The sequence below is a fragment of the Pseudoduganella flava genome (assembly GCF_007830495.1).
Lineage (GTDB): Bacteria > Pseudomonadota > Gammaproteobacteria > Burkholderiales > Burkholderiaceae_D > Rugamonas > Rugamonas flava.
In genome coordinates, this window is sequence record NZ_VLKW01000002.1 from 65,581 (window position 1) to 82,068 (window position 16,488).

The 16,488-nt window shown below is 65.5% G+C and carries 16 protein-coding genes and 3 tRNA genes; 14 read left to right on the forward strand and 5 right to left on the reverse strand.

Annotated features, from left to right (window positions below; all coding sequences use genetic code 11):
• Positions 1–96 precede the first annotated feature (96 nt).
• The 7 genes from IP92_RS04650 to IP92_RS04680 all read left to right on the forward strand — a co-directional run bounded on the left by IP92_RS04650 (position 97) and on the right by IP92_RS04680 (position 5,961).
• Positions 97–624: a hypothetical protein gene (locus tag IP92_RS04650; protein WP_145873384.1), complete on the forward strand. Its 528-nt coding sequence runs from the start codon at positions 97–99 to the stop codon at positions 622–624.
• 13 nt (positions 625–637) lie between these two features.
• Complete coding sequence (locus IP92_RS30370) at positions 638–1,972, forward strand: cytochrome c oxidase subunit II (RefSeq protein ID WP_229418682.1); 1,335 nt, start codon at positions 638–640, stop codon at positions 1,970–1,972.
• A 110-nt stretch (positions 1,973–2,082) separates the two neighbouring features.
• Complete coding sequence (ctaD, locus tag IP92_RS04660) at positions 2,083–3,963, forward strand: cytochrome c oxidase subunit I (protein ID WP_145873386.1); 1,881 nt, start codon at positions 2,083–2,085, stop codon at positions 3,961–3,963.
• A complete protein-coding gene (locus tag IP92_RS04665) occupies positions 3,960–4,709 on the forward strand; it encodes a cytochrome c oxidase subunit 3 family protein (RefSeq protein ID WP_145873387.1) in 750 nt (249 codons plus the stop codon). The genes ctaD and IP92_RS04665 overlap by 4 nt, the downstream gene beginning before the upstream one ends.
• Before the next feature lie 11 nt (positions 4,710–4,720).
• Positions 4,721–5,434 (forward strand): heme-copper oxidase subunit III family protein, encoded by a 714-nt coding sequence (locus tag IP92_RS04670; RefSeq protein ID WP_145873388.1) that lies wholly within the window; start codon positions 4,721–4,723, stop codon positions 5,432–5,434.
• A 6-nt stretch (positions 5,435–5,440) separates the two neighbouring features.
• Positions 5,441–5,809, forward strand: coding sequence for a cytochrome C oxidase subunit IV family protein (locus tag IP92_RS04675; RefSeq protein WP_145873389.1), 369 nt, complete (start codon positions 5,441–5,443; stop codon positions 5,807–5,809).
• A gap of 76 nt (positions 5,810–5,885) precedes the next feature.
• Positions 5,886–5,961 (forward strand) — tRNA-Glu (locus tag IP92_RS04680).
• A 127-nt stretch (positions 5,962–6,088) separates the two neighbouring features.
• Here IP92_RS04680 and IP92_RS04685 read toward each other — a convergent pair.
• A complete protein-coding gene (locus IP92_RS04685) occupies positions 6,089–6,955 on the reverse strand; it encodes an NAD(P)H-binding protein (RefSeq protein ID WP_145873390.1) in 867 nt (288 codons plus the stop codon).
• A 239-nt stretch (positions 6,956–7,194) separates the two neighbouring features.
• Here IP92_RS04685 and IP92_RS04690 point away from each other — a divergent pair.
• The 4 genes from IP92_RS04690 to IP92_RS04705 all read left to right on the forward strand — a co-directional run bounded on the left by IP92_RS04690 (position 7,195) and on the right by IP92_RS04705 (position 11,021).
• Positions 7,195–7,270: transfer RNA gene (locus IP92_RS04690), tRNA-Glu, on the forward strand.
• A 51-nt stretch (positions 7,271–7,321) separates the two neighbouring features.
• Entirely contained in the window at positions 7,322–8,473 is a 1,152-nt protein-coding gene (gene earP, locus IP92_RS04695) for an elongation factor P maturation arginine rhamnosyltransferase EarP (RefSeq protein ID WP_145874033.1), read from the forward strand.
• A 67-nt stretch (positions 8,474–8,540) separates the two neighbouring features.
• Positions 8,541–9,116, forward strand: a complete 576-nt coding sequence (locus IP92_RS04700; RefSeq protein WP_145873391.1) for an elongation factor P — start codon at positions 8,541–8,543, stop codon at positions 9,114–9,116.
• Between the two features lie 315 nt (positions 9,117–9,431).
• A complete protein-coding gene (locus IP92_RS04705) occupies positions 9,432–11,021 on the forward strand; it encodes an amidase (protein ID WP_145873392.1) in 1,590 nt (529 codons plus the stop codon).
• Positions 11,022–11,360: 339 nt separating this feature from the next.
• Here IP92_RS04705 and dbpA read toward each other — a convergent pair whose 3' ends face one another.
• Positions 11,361–12,779 (reverse strand): ATP-dependent RNA helicase DbpA, encoded by a 1,419-nt coding sequence (gene dbpA / locus IP92_RS04710; protein WP_145873393.1) that lies wholly within the window; start codon positions 12,777–12,779, stop codon positions 11,361–11,363.
• Positions 12,780–12,943: 164 nt separating this feature from the next.
• Positions 12,944–13,165 carry a hypothetical protein gene (locus IP92_RS04715; protein ID WP_145873394.1) on the reverse strand — a complete coding sequence of 74 codons (222 nt, stop codon included), beginning with the start codon at positions 13,163–13,165 and terminating at the stop codon, positions 12,944–12,946.
• Positions 13,166–13,349: 184 nt separating this feature from the next.
• Between IP92_RS04715 and IP92_RS04720 the strand changes: the two genes are divergently transcribed.
• The 3 genes from IP92_RS04720 (at position 13,350) to IP92_RS04730 (ending at position 14,500) form a co-directional block, all read left to right on the forward strand.
• Positions 13,350–13,628, forward strand: coding sequence for a contractile injection system protein, VgrG/Pvc8 family (locus IP92_RS04720; RefSeq protein WP_229418630.1), 279 nt, complete (start codon positions 13,350–13,352; stop codon positions 13,626–13,628).
• An 81-nt stretch (positions 13,629–13,709) separates the two neighbouring features.
• Positions 13,710–14,204 carry a hypothetical protein gene (locus tag IP92_RS04725; RefSeq protein WP_145873396.1) on the forward strand — a complete coding sequence of 165 codons (495 nt, stop codon included), beginning with the start codon at positions 13,710–13,712 and terminating at the stop codon, positions 14,202–14,204.
• A gap of 8 nt (positions 14,205–14,212) precedes the next feature.
• Positions 14,213–14,500: a hypothetical protein gene (locus IP92_RS04730; protein WP_145873397.1), complete on the forward strand. Its 288-nt coding sequence runs from the start codon at positions 14,213–14,215 to the stop codon at positions 14,498–14,500.
• Positions 14,501–14,570: 70 nt separating this feature from the next.
• Here the strand turns inward: IP92_RS04730 and IP92_RS04735 are convergent, their stop codons facing one another.
• Both IP92_RS04735 and IP92_RS04740 read right to left on the reverse strand, forming a co-directional pair.
• Positions 14,571–16,223 carry an acid phosphatase gene (locus IP92_RS04735; protein ID WP_229418631.1) on the reverse strand — a complete coding sequence of 551 codons (1,653 nt, stop codon included), beginning with the start codon at positions 16,221–16,223 and terminating at the stop codon, positions 14,571–14,573.
• A 117-nt stretch (positions 16,224–16,340) separates the two neighbouring features.
• Positions 16,341–16,417, reverse strand: a tRNA-Met gene (locus tag IP92_RS04740).
• Between the last annotated feature and the right edge of the window lie 71 nt (positions 16,418–16,488).

The window sequence follows — 16,488 nt, forward strand, 5'->3', positions numbered from 1 at the left end:
CCCTCCAAAAGTTCCCGTTTTCGCGAAAAGTTCTCTCCTTGCGTCCGCGCTTTTCCGACCTACACTCGAACAGTCGAGGAGGCGATGGAGGCACGCATGGAACTGCATGGCATCGAATCCTATCTGCAGCGGATTCTTCATCCGCAAACCCATTCGCATCGCTGGACGGCGCGCGAGCCCGATTGGGTCGTTGGTGCGCTGGCCGGGTTCGCGGCGGGCGGCATCGTCATGGTGCTGGAACTGGCTTTTGCGGCAGTGGCCGGCATCGATCCGTGGCGCACGCCGCGGCTGATCGCCGCGCTGGTGCTGGGCGATCCCGTGCTGCAGGTGGGCGGCTACAGCATGGCCGTCGTCGTCGGCGCGCTGGCCGTGCATTACTTCCTCGGCACGTTCTTCGGCCTCGTGCTGGCGGGGCTGATGGCACCGTTCCGTTTCGACTCGAGCATCGCGATGGCCCTCGTGGCGGGCGCCGTGTTCGGGGCCTTGCTGTATCTGTTCGATTTCTACGTGATGGCAAGCGTGCTGCCGTGGTTTACCGAGCTGCGGGGCTGGACGACGGTGCTGGGCCACGTCGTGTTCGGCATGACGGCGGCACTGATCTACCGGGTATTGCGGCGGCGCTGAGGCGAACATGGCCGTGGCGCTTGCCGTCGTGCTGGTCCTGATCGCGCTGGGCGCGGTGGCATTTCATTTCGCCAGCCCGTGGCAGCCGACGGCGATCGCGTCGAACTGGCAGTCGATGGACGAAGCGTTGCGGCTGACGATGGTGATCACCGGCGTCGCGTTCGTCGCCTTGCACCTGTTCGTCGCGTATGCGGTGGTGCGGTACCGGCACCGCGCCGGGCATCGCGCGTCGCTTGAACACGGCAACCGGCGGCTCGAATGGTGGCTGATCGGCATCACGACGCTCGGCATCATCGGCCTGCTCGCGCCGGGGCTTACCGTGTATGCGCGGCTGATCGATGCGCCACCCGATGCGCGGGTGTTCGAAGTGATGGGCCAGCAGTGGCAATGGCATTACCGGTTGCCGGGCGCGGACGGCCGGCTGGGCGCGGCGGACGTGCGCTTCATCGCCGCCGCCAATCCGTTCGGCATCGACCCGGAAGATCCATACGGGCAGGACGACGTGCTGGTGGATGGCCAGGAGCTGCACCTGCCCGTGGGCATCCCAGCTCGTGCCCAATTGCGTGCGCAGGACGTGCTGCACGATTTTTATGTGCCGCAGTTCCGCACGCGGATGAACATGGTGCCCGGCATGGTGACGCATTTCTGGTTCACACCGGAGCGCACGGGAAGGTATGAAGTGCTGTGCGCGCAGCTGTGCGGCGTGGGGCATTCGAACATGCGCAGCTGGGTCGTCATCGACGAGCCGGGGGCATACGGCGCATGGCTGGCGCACCAGCCGACGTTCGGCGGCGGGCCTGCCGTGCCGGGCGGCGCGGGCCGGGCGGCCGGGGCGGGGCAGGCGAGTAGTGCCGGGCAGGGCGGGGCTGGGAGCGCCGCCGGCCCGGGCGGCTCGGCTGGGCCCACCGGGCCGCCTGGTCCGGCTGGCTCGTCTGGCGGGGGAGGTATGGCTGGCAAGGCCGGTACGGCAGGTGCGGCTGGTGCGGCTGGCACGGCCGGCATGGCTGGCGCGATTGGCGCGGGTGGTACTGCTGGGACGCAGGGTGTTCCCGGCGGCCCGGCGGAACCGGGCAAGGCGGGGCGGCTGCTGGCGCAGGCGAAGGGCTGCACCGCCTGCCACAGCGTGGATGGCAGCCGCGGCGTCGGCCCGTCGTGGAAGGGCTTGTACGGCAAGTCGGAAGTGCTGCAAGGCGGTGCCACGGTGCACGTCGACGAGGCCTATTTGCGCCAGTCGATCGCCGCGCCGCAGGCCGCGATCGTGCAGGGGTATGCGCCCGTGATGCCGCCGGTGCAGCTGTCGGCGGCGGAACAGGCGGCGCTGGTGGACTACATCAAGACGCTGCGGTAACGACAACAAGCACGGCGGCAAGCACTGCCATAAAGCGCGGCAGCAAGCACTGCAAAAAGCATCGCGGCAAGCACGGCATAAAGCACGGCAGCAAGCACGGGAGAAAGGCAATGGCGCACGAGACGAATGCGGAGCAGGGCGCGGAACCCGAGGCGCATGCGCCCAGCGGTTTCTGGACCCGCTACGTGTGGAGCCAGGACCACAAGGTGATCGCCGTGCAATACACGCTGACGGCGCTGGCGGTCGGCGTGATCGGCATCGTGCTGTCCGACCTGATGCGGCTGCAGCTGGGCTTTCCCGGCCGCTTCGAATTCATCGACCCGAACAGCTATTACCAGTACATGACGATGCACGGCATGATCATGGTGATCTACCTGCTGACGGCGATCTTCCTGGGCGGCTTCGGCAATTACCTGATCCCGCTGATGGTGGGCGCGCGCGACATGGTGTTCCCCTACCTGAACATGCTGAGCTTCTGGTTTTACCTGGCTGCCGTCGCGATCCTCGTCGGCAGCTTCTTCGTGCCGGGCGGGCCCACCGGCGCGGGCTGGACCTTGTACCCGCCGCAGGCGATCCTGCCGGGCACGCCCGGTGTCGAGGCGGGCATCGTCGTGATGCTGGTGTCGCTGCTGGTGTTCATCGCGGCCGCGACGATGGGCGGCCTGAACTACGTGACGACGATCCTGCAGGCGCGCACACGCGGCATGACGCTGATGCGCATGCCGCTGACGGTGTGGGGCATCTTCATCGCGACGGTGCTGGCGCTGTTCGCGTTTCCCGCGCTGTTCGTGTCCGGCGTGATGATGCTGCTCGACCGCACGCTCGGCACGAGCTTCTTCATGCCGGCGATCGTGTCGATGGGGCAGGCGCTGAACTACCGCGGCGGCAGCCCGCTGCTGTTCCAGCACCTGTTCTGGTTCTTCGGCCATCCCGAGGTGTACATCGTCGCGCTGCCAGCGTTCGGCATCATCTCCGACCTGATCAGCGTGCACGCGCGCAAATGCATCTTCGGCTACCGGATGATGGTGTGGGCGATCGTCATCATCGGCGCGCTATCGTTCGTCGTGTGGGCCCACCATATGTACGTGTCCGGCATGCACCCGCTGTTCGGCTTCTTCTTCGCGATCACAACGCTCGTGATCGCCGTGCCGACGGCGCTGAAGGTGTACAACTGGACGCTGACGTTATGGCGCGGCGATATCCACCTGACGGCGCCGATGCTGTTCGCGCTGGGCTTCATCAGCACGTTCCTGATCGGGGGCCTGACGGGGCTATTCCTCGGCAACGTCAGCGTCGACATCCCGCTGTCGAACACCTACTTCGTCGTCGCGCACTTCCACATGGTGATGGGCGTGTCGCCGGTGCTGGCCGTATTCGGCGGTCTCTACCACTGGTACCCGAAGGTCACGGGGCGCATGTATCACGAAGGGCTCGCGCGGCTGCACTTCTGGATCACGTTCGTCGGCGCCTACGCGATCTTCTTCCCGATGCATTACCTGGGCCTGCTGGGCATGCCGCGCCGTTACTACGCATTCGACAACTACAACTTCATCCCGCCGTCGGCGCAATCGCTGAACGCGTTCATCACGGTGGTCGCGCTGGTCGTCGGGCTGGCGCAGCTGCTGTTCCTGGCGAACTTCGCGTGGAGCGTGCGCAACGGCCGCCCTGCCGGCCCGAACCCGTGGCGTGCCGCCAGCCTGGAGTGGCAGACGCCGCAGACTCCACCCGTGCACGGCAATTGGGGTAACGAGCTGCCGGTGGTGTATCGCGGCCCGTATGACTACGGCCGCGCGGGCGCAGCAGACGCCGGCACTACCGAAGCTGGCGCTGCGGAGGCCGGCGTCGCGGAGGTCGTCGCGGATTATCTGCCGCAGAACGTCGGGCCGGATGAGGGCGACGAGCCCGATGAGGACGATGAGGATGATCAGGGCAGGGCGCGCGCACGGCCACCGGGCACGGCCGTGCCGCGGGAAGGAGGGCAGGGAACATGATGCGCTTCATCATCTGCCCGTTGCCCCGCTGCGGGTTCCAGCCGGACGGCTACTGGCCCGGCGACGGTGCCGCACCGTACGGCACGCGGCAAGTGGGGTTGTGGACGTTCATGGGCGTCGTCTGCGTGCTGTTCGCGCTGTTCGGCGTCGCGTACGTGATGCGGATCGGCTACGACGACTGGCGCGTGCTGCCGGCGGCGCCGTGGCAGCTGTGGCTGTCCACCGCGCTGCTGGGGACGGGCGACGCCGTCTGGCAGCTGGCGGCGCTGGCCGCGATGCGCCGGCGCCGTGTCCTGGCGCACCGATTGGCCGTGCTGGGCGTCGCGCTTGCGCTCGCCTTCATCGCCAGCCAGCTGGGCGCATGGCGCGCGCTGGCAACGCAGCATGCGGGCCTCGGCTCGGGCCCGGCCGCCGCGTTCTTCTACATGCTGACGGGGCTGCATGGCGTGCATGTGCTGGGCGGCGTGATCGCCGCGGGGCGCGTGGTACTGCGCTTCGGTGGCGGCGACCGTGCCGGTGTGCGTGCCGGTGAGCGTGCCGGCGAGGGTGCCGGCAAGCGTGTCGTCAACCGTGCGGGCGGCGGCGGTCGCGTGGACATCGTGCGCATCAGCGAGAGCCTGGCGCTGTGCGCGCGCTACTGGCACTTGCTGCTGGCGCTGTGGCTCGCGTTGTTCGGCCTGCTGTTCTGGGTCACGCCGGATGTCGTGCAGACGATCTGCTCGACGGTCGGCATTCCGGTGCGATGACGGAGGCGGCAATGTCGGCACAACAGGAATGGATACAGCCCGACGGCAAGCCGCAGCATGGCTGGCGCGCTGCACGGGCGCGCCTTGCGGCCAGCGTCGTCAGCGACCTGGCGGGCGACCGGCAAGCGTTCCGGGTCCCGTGGGGCAAGGCGATGATGTGGATCTTCCTGCTCAGCGACACGTTCATCTTCGGCAGTTTTCTGACGGGGTATATGTCGGTGCGCATGGCCACGACGACGCAATGGCCGAACCCCAGCGAAGTATTCGCGCTGACGATCGGCGGCAGGACGCTGCCGCTGATCCTGATCGCCATCATGACGTTCGTGCTGATCTCGAGCAGCGGCACGATGGCGATGGCGGTCAACTATGCGTACCGGCGCGAGCGCAAACGGTGTGCGACGCTGATGCTCGTCACGGCGGCGTTCGGAGCGCTGTTCGTCAGCATGCAGGCGTTCGAATGGAGCAAGCTGATCGCGGAAGGCGTGCGTCCGTGGGGCAATCCGATGGGCTCGGCCCAGTTCGGCGCAAGCTTCTTCATGATCACCGGTTTCCACGGCTTGCACGTGACGGCCGGCGGGATCTACCTGAGCATCGTGGCGCGCAATGTGCTGCGGGGACGCTACGAGCGCGCGGGCAATTACGGGATCGTCGAGATCGCCGGGCTGTACTGGCACTTCGTCGATCTCGTGTGGGTCTTCATCTTTGCGTTGTTCTACCTGTGGTGAGGGAATATGGACGCCACCCATCAGGAACCCACCCATCTTGAAGCCACCCCTGCGGAAGCCAGCCATGCGGCAAAAGGGCAGCAGCATCCGATCGGCCTGTACTTCAAGGTATGGGGATTGCTGTTCCTGCTCAGTGCCTTGTCCTATCTGGTCGATGTGCTTCATCTGCAGGGCTTGCTGCGCTGGAGCCTGATCCTGCTGCTGATGCTGGCCAAGGCCGGGCTGATCGTGGCAGTGTTCATGCACCTGCGCTGGGAGCGGCTGGCGCTGATCTGCCTGGTCGTCGTGCCGCCGGCCGCGTTGCTGGTGCTCGCCGGCATGATGGTCGCCGAATCGGAGTATGTGTTCCTGTTGCGCAGCACGTACTTCCGCTGACCGGGCAGCCGCTCTTTAGTTTCACCCTTGTAACGGCAAGAACGCCGGTGCTATAATTCGCGCACGCTTTTACGACGTCCCCATCGTCTAGAGGCCTAGGACATCACCCTTTCACGGTGAGTACCGGGGTTCGAATCCCCGTGGGGACGCCACAGAATTCATGCAGGTTTGCCGTTCGCGCATCATAGCTAAGCGCCGCAAGCTTCCACAAAACAGGCCGCCGATGCGGCCTGTTTTGCTTTCCGCGGTTCGCAAGCTGCCGACTCGCGCACGCGGGTACTACATGGATGGCGACGGCAACAACGATTGCAGCGAGCGGGGCGCCTGTCCCGTCAGCATCGTGTAGCTGCCGGGTGCCGCGGCCATCACGCCACTCTCCAGCGCCGTTTCGACATGAGCGATCATCCGCGCCAGCTGGGGCGGCGTGCCTTCGCTGACGAGCCCGTCGACGCGTTCGGCCGTGCTCACACCCTGGAAGGTAAGCGGCCTGGAACAGGCTGCGGCGGCGATACGCGCGATATCGGCGCCGTCCAGCGCCTCCGGTCCCGCGATATCGAGCGTGCGCGTGCCGGCCGGCGCGAGCAGGGCACACGCCGCTGCCCGCGCGCAATCGTCCCGTGCGATGTAGGAGACCCGCCCCGTGCGGTTGGCCGATACCAGCACTCCGCTCGGCAGCGCCGCGGCGATCGTCTGGCACAGCGGGTCCATGTAGAAGCCGTTGCGCAGCACCGTGTGGGCGATGCCGCTGGCGCGCAGCAGTGCCTCCGTTTGCGCGTGATCCTCCGCGACGGCGCCCAGCGGCGACGCATCCGGATGCAGCAACGATGTGTAGACGATGTGTTCGACACCGGCGCGCATGGCCGCATCGATCGCGTTGCGGTGCTGCGCGATCCGACGCGGGCCGACGTTGTCCAGTGCGGTACTGATCAGCAGCATCCGGTGAACTCCGTCGAACGCCGCATCGAGCGTGGTGGCATCGTCGAAGTCCGCGTGGCGCGCGATCGCAAATGGCGCGGCGCAACGTTCGGGCGTGCGGCTGGCAGCGATGACGGTGTGGCCGCCTGGAGCGAGGCGGGCGAGGTGTTGCAGCACGAGCTGGCCCAACTGGCCGGACGCGCCCGTGACGAGCAGGTGAATGGAAGTCATGACGATTCCTTGATGAATTTGAATGATGAGCAGCTGCGCTTGCACCGAACGGAGCAAGGCAGAACGGCCGCGCGGTGGCGGCAAGGTGGTGGGCCCGGGGGCAAAGCCTGTGCAGCGAACCCGGGCAAACTCAGGCAATCGTCATGCGGCCATCATAGCACCGCGATGCGGTGCGCCGGCGGCAGGCGCCGCCCTTGTTGCATGCACGCCGCGCGTGTTAAAATGCGCGCACTGTTCGGGTCCCCATCGTCTAGAGGCCTAGGACATCACCCTTTCACGGTGAGTACCGGGGTTCGAATCCCCGTGGGGACGCCAAGAATTCAAGCCGCACTGGATTTCCAGCGCGGCTTTTTGCTTTTCACCGCCATGAACCAACCCACTACGCTGGCATTGTTCTGCAAGGTCGTCGACAACTATGGCGACATCGGCATCTGCTGGCGCCTCGCGCGGCAGCTGGCACACGAGCACGGCATCGCCGTCACCCTGTGGGTCGACGACCTGAAGAGTTTTGCCCGCATCCATCCCGGCGTCGACGCCACGGCCCAGGCACAGCAGGTGGACGGCGTGGCCGTGTACCACTGGCGCGACCAGGAAGGCACGTACTTTGCCGAGGACGTGGCGGACATCGTCATCGAATTCTTTGCCGTCGACCTGCCGCCCGGCTATGTGACGGCGATGGCGCAGCGGCAGGTCAAGCCCGTGTGGCTGAACCTGGAAGGCTTGACGGCCGAGGAGTGGGTCGAAGGATGCCACACGCTGCCGTCGATGCATCCGCGGCTGCCGCTGACGAAGCATTTCTTTTTCCCCGGTTTTACCGCGAAGACGGGTGGCCTGTTGCGCGAAGCCGGGCTGTTGGAGGAGCGCGACCGTTTCCAGCGCGATCCGGTTGCCGTCACGGCATTCCTGGGCACGCTGGGGCTGACGCCGTCCCAGCAGGCGGCGCGCAAGGTATCCTTGTTCTGCTATCCCCATGCCCCGGCCGCTGAGCTGTTCGACGCATGGCGGCGCGGTGGCGAGCCCGTGACTTGCCTGGTGCCGGAGGGCGTCGTCCGCGACGACGTGCGGGCTTTCCTCGGCGCTGAGCCGGTAGCGGGCGCCAGCCGCACGGACGGCCCGTTGACGGTGCGCGTGCTGCCGTTCGTGCCGCAGCCCGATTACGACCGTTTGCTGTGGGCGTGCGATGTCAATATCGTGCGCGGCGAGGATTCGTTCGTGCGCGCGCAATGGGCAAATCGTCCATTCGCCTGGCATATCTATCCGCAGGATGAAAACCTGCACCTTAAAAAACTGCGGGCTTTTATTGCGCGGTATTGCCCGGATATCGCCTCGCTGGAGGAATTCACGCTGCGCTTCAATGGCGCCGGCGTCGAACAAAATCAGGATTGGCTGCATTTATGGCAAACCTTATCCAGTCATATCGATCAATTGGCATGCCTCTCTGCCAATTGGCAAAAGCGGATGTTGGAAAACGGCGACCTGGCGTCGAATCTGCTGTCTTTCGCCGGTTCCCTGCGGTAGGCGCCGCCGGAAGAACATGGTATGATGAGCGGTTACTGAAACCCATTTTTAGTAGGTACTCTCTCTTATGAAACCCGCAAAAGAAATTCGTGTTGGCAACATCATCATGGTTGACGCCAAGCCCTTCATCGTGCTGCGCTCCGACGTCAACGGTTCGAGCCGCACGGGCTTCACCTACAAGTGGAAGATGAAGAATCTTCTGACGAACGCTCCGCTGGAAAACGTCTTCCGCGGCGACGACAAGTTCGACGTGGTTATCCTGGATAAGAAGCCGGTGACCTACTCGTACTTCGCGGATCCGCTGTACGTGTTCATGGATGAAGAGTACAACCAGTACGAAATCGAAGAAGAGAACCTGGGCGACGCACTGAACTACCTGAAAGACGGTATGGAATGCGAAGCCGTGTTCTACGACGGCAAGGCGATCTCCGTCGAACTGCCAACCACGATCGTGCGCCAGGTGGTGTACTCCGAGCCGGCCGTCAAGGGCAACACCTCGGGTAACGTCCTGAAGGAAGCCAAGATCGAAAACGCGATCGAATCGAAGCGCCACAGCGTGCAAGTGCCGCTGTTCGTCAGCCAGGACGACTTCATCGAAATCGACACCCGTACCAACGAGTACAAGCGCATCATCCGTAACTAAGATGTGCGACGAGCGGCGGCCCCAGGGCTGCTGCTGTGAAAAAACGCTGCCGCCGGCAGCGTTTTTTTTTGCGCTGTCACCCGAGCTTGTTGGCGGGCTCGTCTGTGAGCCGGTTGGCCATCGGCGGGCGGCTCTGTCACCCGAACTTGTTGGCGGTCTCATCCGTGCTGCCTCCAGGCACGCCAGTGCCCACAACTCCCAATCAGCCCACCTGTCGTATTTTCAACAATACTTCTCAAGGGAAATGTTTGTTTTTCGACAGATAATGTCCGGGCGCTGCTATCCTTACACGATTGACCAGAGGGGAGGGGTTGCATGGATCGCAGGGAGTTCGTACGGATGGGATTGGCCGTCGGCGGTGCGGCCGCGGTGACGCCGGTGCACGCGGTGCCGAAGGCGCTGCAGGGCGGCCTTCTCGACACCGGCGTGCGCGAGCAACAGCAGCTGATGTCCTCAAACAAGCTGACGTCCCACGCACTGACCTCCCAATATCTGGCCCGGATCGGCAAGATCGACAAGTCCGGCCCCCGCATCAATGCCATCATCGAACTCAATCCCGAAGCGCTGAAGATCGCCCGCGAGATGGACCGCGAGCGGATGGCGCGCAAGGTGCGCGGCCCGCTGCACGGTATCCCGGTGCTGTTGAAGGACAATATCGCCACGGCCGATCGCATGAGCACAACCGCGGGCTCGCTGGCGCTGGACGGTGTGCGGGCCGCGCGCGATGCGCATGTCGTCGCGCGGCTGCGCGAGGCCGGCGCCGTCATCCTGGGCAAGACGAACCTGTCCGAGTGGGCGAACATGCGCTCGACGCATTCGGTCAGCGGCTGGAGCGGGCGGGGCGGGCTGACGCGCAACCCGTATGCGCTGGATCGCAATTGCAGCGGTTCCAGTTCCGGCTCGGCCGCCGCGATCACGGCAAGCCTGGCCACACTGGCCGTCGGCACGGAGACGGATGGCTCGATCGTGTCGCCGGCGTCGATCTGCGGTCTGGTCGGCATCAAGCCGACGATCGGCCTCGTCAGCCGCAGCGGCATCATCCCGATCGCCGCGTCGCAGGACACGGCAGGCCCGATGGCACGCAGCGTGACCGACGCGGCGCTGATGCTGGCCGTGCTGGCAGGCCCCGACCCGCTGGATCCCGTGACGCAGCAGGGCACCCACGACACCGATTACGCGAAGGCGCTGGACCGCAACGCGCTGCGCGGCAAGCGGCTGGGCGTCGCCCGCAACTTCTTCGGCTCCAGCGACGAGCTGGACGACGCGATCGAGAAGGCGCTGCTGGTGCTGCAGGGGCAGGGCGCCGTACTGGTCGACGTGCAGGTGCCGAACACGGACAAGTACGGCGACACCGAAACGGCCGTGCTGCTGCACGAATTCAAGCCGGGCCTGGCCGACTACCTGAAGGACTACGCGCCGGGCGCGCCGATCCGCAACATGGCCGACCTGATCGCCTTCAACCGTCGCCACGCGGACAAGGAGCTGCGCTACTTCGGCCAGGAGCACCTCGAGCAGTCGCAGGCCAAGGCCGGCCTGGACAGCCCCGACTACCAGGCCGCGCTGGCGAACAACCACCGCTACGCGCGCGACGAAGGCATCGACAAGGTGATGAAGGAATACGGCCTGGACGCGCTGGTCGCCCCGACGGGCGGCCCGGCATGGCTGACGGACTTCGTCAACGGCGACCACTACGGCGGCAGCTTCTCGTCACCCGCCGCGGTGGCCGGCTACCCGCACATCACGGTCCCGGCCGGCCACGTGCACGGCCTGCCGGTGGGGCTGTCATTCGTCGGCGGCCCGTACACGGAAAGCGCGCTGATCGGCATGGCCTACGCCTACGAACAAGCCACCCACCTGCGCCGCGCCCCCACATTCCCCGCATCGATTCCTCTGAAAGTGCGCTGACAAGATCTTTCCAAAAAATGGGGACTGTCCCTCGAAACAGGAAATATTTCCAAAAACGAGGGACAGTCCCGGCAGTTCAAGCAACACTTTTTGTCGCGGCCGCGCAACCGTGGTCTAATCTGGGATGCAGCTTCTTGCGCTGTCAGCGCCGGTATGTGCCGGCATTGCCTCGCATCCTAGCTAAAACCCTGCGGTAAAGGCGTCAAAACACGCAGAAAATACCCGGCATCAATGTTTCCTAAAATCGGGGACAGTCCCTCAAAATTGGAAATATTTCCAAAAACGAGGGACAGTCCCCGATGTTGGGCAACGGTTTTTGTCGTGGCCGCGCAACCGTGGTCAGACGTCGATGAAGCGCATCTTGAAGTTGCGCCCTTTAATCGCGCCGAACTCGCTACCGAAGTCGCCGGCGATGCGGCTGGCGGCGGCCAGGCGGTCGAACGCGTCGTGGGCGATGCGGCGGTCCAGCGCCACGTAGGTCTGGAATTCGAACACGTTGATCTTGCCGACGTGTTCCTTGGCCAGCTTTGCCTCGCCCGTCAGCGCGCCCAGCACGTCGCCGGGGCGCAGCTTGTCCTTCTTGCCGCCGGCGATGCACAAGGTCAGCATCGGTGCCGGGTCGCCGTGGCCGGGGTCGTCCTCGTCCAGTTCGGACAGCGGGTGCCAGTCCACGGGGCCGCCCTGGTATTCCTCGATCAGCTTGACCCACTTCTTCTCGTTCGGCGCACACAAGGTCAGCGACAGGCCGCTGCCGCCGGCGCGGCCGGTGCGGCCGATGCGGTGGACGTGCACCTCGGTGTCCTTCGACACGTCGGCGTTGATGACGGCTTCCAGGTCCTGGATGTCGAGGCCGCGCGCGGCGACGTCGGTCGCGACGAGGATCTGGCAGCTGCGGTTCGCGAACAGCACGAGGATCTCGTCGCGCTCGCGCTGTTCCAGTTCGCCGTACAGCGCCAGCGCCGAGAAGCCTTGTGCGCGCAGCGTGTCGACCAGTTCGCGGCAGTGCGCCTTGGTATTGCAGAACACGATCGCGGACGCCGGCTTGAAGTGCCGCAGCAGGCGCGCCACCGCGTCGTCGCGCTCGTCGAAGCCGATCTCGTAGAAGCGCTGCTCGATCGTCGACTGCGCGTGCTGCGCTTCGACGACGACTTCCACCGGATCGACCAGGAACGCCTCGGTCGCCTGGCGGATGTCCTGCGGGTAGGTGGCCGAGAACAGCAAGGTCTGGCGCCGTTTCGGGCACAGCTTCACGATCGCCGCGATGTCGTCGTAGAAGCCCATGTCCGTCATCCGGTCCGCCTCGTCCAGCACCAGCGTGCGCACGCCGGACAGGTCCAGCGTCTGGCGGCCGATGTGGTCGCGGATGCGGCCCGGCGTGCCGACGACGATATGCGCGCCGTGTTCCAGCGACGCGATCTGCGGCCGCATCGGCGCGCCGCCTGTCAGCACCAGCACCTTGATGTTGGCGACGCTGCGGGCCAGCCGGCGCAGTTCGTTCGCCACCTGGTCGGCCAGCTCGCGCGTCGGGCACATCACCAGCGCCTGCGTGGCGAACCACGCGGGGTTGACGTTGTACAGCAGGCCGATGCCGAAAGCGGCCGTCTTGCCGCTGCCCGTCTGCGCCTGCGCGATCAGGTCGCGGCCTTCCAGCACGGGCGGCAGGCTGGCGGCCTGGATCGGCGTCATCGTGTGATAGCCCAGTTGCGCGAGGTTCGCGAGGAAGGCGTCGGACAGGGGCAGGGAAGAGAAGGAAGTCATGGCGGCGTGCGGCGGCACGAGGGGTAAGGTAAGGGGTGGATAGTCTAACAGGTGCGGGCCTCATGCCCGCGGCGCTGGCGCATTTGCGCCGGTTTTTGTGCCACTCGGTTGCGGCGGTGGCGTCCCGAATTGCGGTACCCGGTCAAGCCAGCCGGTCACGCATCTCAGTTCTGCCAGACCGGCAGCCCGGTCACGTCCAGGTTCTCGTCGCGCTGCCAGACGGGCAGGCCGGTGGCATCGGTCGGTTCCAGCAGCTCGAGCTGTTCCTGCTTCAGCGCGGCACGGCGGGCACGCGGCGGCGGCGGCTTTTTCGGTTCCGGCGCCAAAGGTTCGGCGGAGCCGAAGCCGGGCAGGTCGAAGGTCGCGTTGTCTTTTTTGTCTCTCATCGGCGGCGTGCAAAAACAAAAGCCCGGCTGAGGCAGTCGGGCTCTTTCGATCTGAAGCGGCGCGCAGTGTAACACAACGGCAACCCTTTGTGCGGCGGCCGGAGCGCGGGGTAGCCTGCCGCGCATCGCACTGATGAAATATCCGGACCAAGAGAGCGGTAAAGATTCCTGACTGCACTATAATGTGGTTTTTTTACTAACCTTCGCGGTAGGGCTGCGACGTCAAGGCAAGCTGGCGCCGGCCTGGCGCCTGGACATCGCCAATTCTGGTGTTTGCGTCCGGCGCAGCACCATCACCCAATACCTGGAGAGCGACCTGGCGTTCGTCGAGCGGTCGATGAGCGAGGAGGGGATGTTGTACTTCTTCGAAAACGATGGCGACGCGGCGAGCCGGGGCCTGGGTCGGCACACGCTGCCTGCTTCGCCGTCGTGCGTGTGCGCCACCTCGCCCACAGCAGCCTGAATGCGGATACGAGCAAGGCTCGAGCGCCTGCTAACTGGAAGAGCTCGAGAAAGCGTCGCGCGCCATCGGCGCCGGAGGAGGATGACGAAAACAACCCCGCAATACGATTCCGGCGACACCTTCGTCATCGAAGGCGTCATCACGGAACTGCAGGTCGCCCTTGGCAGGGAGAATCTGCTGGCCCGGATAGACCGGCACTATCGGGCCGGCAGCGCGGCGACCGCACTTGGCGACGCGCTGAGCGGCTTTCACGGCCAGGTCGCGGCGGCCGCGTCCGTCGCGTTGTATGACGGCGAGGACACCGAGAACTTTGCTTGCCTGATCGACAAGCAAATCATGTGTGGCACGTTTGGCGGCGCCAGCAAGCTGCCTGCCGGGAAGAAAGTCCGGGCGGTGGTTTCGAGGCACGAGGACGTGCTGATCGCTCGCGGCATCCTCAGCGAAGACAAGGGCCTCGTGTGGGTGCCCCACGCGTGGGGCAGCAAGCCGAGCGCAAAGTCAATTTCAAGATCGCTGCATGGTGTTTCGGCTTCGCCATGCTGGGTATCACCGCCTGCACATTCTTCCTTGGCGTGAATCCAAGGATGAGCGAGCTCGAAACTATCGGATGGGGCGCTGTGGCGGCGGGCGCGCTGTGTTTTGGCCTCGCGTTATCGACCGGGGGCACGATGAAAGCGCTGGCCGACCCGGCGACCGACATTTTCCGCAAGCTCGGTTTTGCGGACCCGGAGCGTGTGAACCTGAACAGCTATCAATACGGCATCGTGCATATCCATGAGCTGGTGCACAGCCCGGAGATGCGCGCCAATCATGCGAATATCCATTGCTACAAAAAGGCCATCGCGGACGGCAAGCTGAAGCTGGCGCAGTAGACGATGCCGCCGCCGCGGGCGCTCTTTCACCGCGGCCCGGTGCTCGCGCACCGGGCCGCTCGATAACCCCTCAGCGGAACGCCAGCGCCCCCGTCAGGTCGCCCGGCGGCAGCGCGCCCCGTGCGGCGCACGCCTTGTTGCGCAGGGCCAGCCCTTCCAGCAGCGGCAGGTCGAAGCGGCGCGTGATGAAGCGCAGGATCGACGTCGTGTCGTAGAAGCTGTGGTCCACCGCACCCTTCTTCGCGAACGGCGAGACAACCAGCGCCGGGATGCGCGAGCCTGGGCCCCAGCGGTCGCCCTGCGGCGGCGCGACGTGGTCCCACCAGCCGCCGTTCTCGTCGAACGTGAGGACGATCACCATGTTGTCCCACTGCGGCGAGTGCTTCAGGTGTTCCAGCACGTTGACGATGTGCTGGTCGCCCGACTCGATGTCCGAGTAGCCCGCATGCAGGTTCAGGTTCCCCTGCGGCTTGTAGAAGCTGACTGCCGGCAGCTTGCCGGCGACGACGTCGGCCAGGAAGCGGTTCGAGATCGGGCTGTCGCCCAGGCCGCCGTCGCGCAGGTGCTCGGCGCGCGCGGCGGTGCCCGGCGCGTAGTTGCGGAAGTAGTTGAACGGCTGGTGGTGGGCCTGGAAGTTCGGCTTGCTGCCGCCGCCCTTGTCGTCCAGCGCGGCCTGCCACGCGCCCGCATACCAGGCCCACGACACGCCTTTCTTCGACAGCAGGTCGCCGATCGTGTCGTAGGTCTGCGGCGGCAGCACGCTGGCATCAAGCGGGTCCGCATGCAGCGGATCGCCGCCCGGCGCCGGCCGCACGTAGCTGGGCTGGTACGGCGGCGACATCGTGTTCACCGCATAGCCGTCCGGCGTGATCGCACCGTCGTTCACGAACTTGGCGCGGCCTTCCAGCGCGGACTTCGGGCTGTCCGGCGCCAGCGCCAGGCGGCTGCCCGTCGGGCCGTCGGCCAGCACGGCGATCTTCTTCTTCGCCTTCGTGTCCTTCGCGTTGAAGTACTCGGGCGTGCGGCCGGAGATCAGGAACTGGTGGTTCAGGTAGGAGCCGCCGAAAGCCGCCATGAAGAAGTTGTCGCACAGCGTGTACTCGCGCGCCACCTGCCACAGGCCCAGGTTCTTGTGCGTCTGGCCGTAGTGGCCCATCACGAGGCCGCCCGCATCCGTCCACGCGACAAAGCCGTCGTTCTTGCCGCCGTTGATCTGCATCTGGTTCTGGTAGAAGCGGTGCCACAGGTCGCGCGTCACGATCGATTCGGGCAGCGGCTTGCCGTTGACGTCCTTCAGTTCGAACGGCGCGTTCGGCAAGCCCTTCACGTCGTCTTCCTTCAGCTCATAGCGCTTGCCCGCCACTTCCTGCGGCGCGGCCATGATGCCGCCCCAGACCTTCGGCAGCTCGGGCAGCACGCTGCCGTCGTAGTCGCGCTGGCGGTACTGTTCCGGCGGCACGTCGGCCAATGGCTGCGCGACGCCGGGGAAGCCGGCAAACAGGTTGTTGAAGCTGCGGTTCTCCAGGTAGATGACGACGACGTTCTTCACGTGCGCCTTCAGCTTGGCGTCCAGCGAACCCTTCACGGGCTTCGATGCAGCCTTCGGCGCCGCAGCGGATTCCTGGTTCAGTGCGGGCAGGGCGCCGATGGCGCCGGCGGCTGCTGCGGCCTGGAACAGCCGGCGGCGGGACGGTTTGGTGGGGGAATCGTTATGGTCCGACACGCGCGGCTCCTGTATGGCTACAAAGTGCCGGAGTGTAACATCGCGAACCGCCGCGTCAAGGCGAGGACCCATGAAAAAACCGCCGGACCCTTGCGAGTACCGGCGGTTTTTCGAATCTGGTTGCGGGGACAGGATTTGAACCTGTGACCTTCGGGTTATGAGCCCGACGAGCTGCCAGACTGCTCCACCCCGCGTCTGAGGCAAGAATTATATACCTTTATGCGGCCGTCCGCAAGGCCGGCTCTGGTTTCTATATTTACCCGGG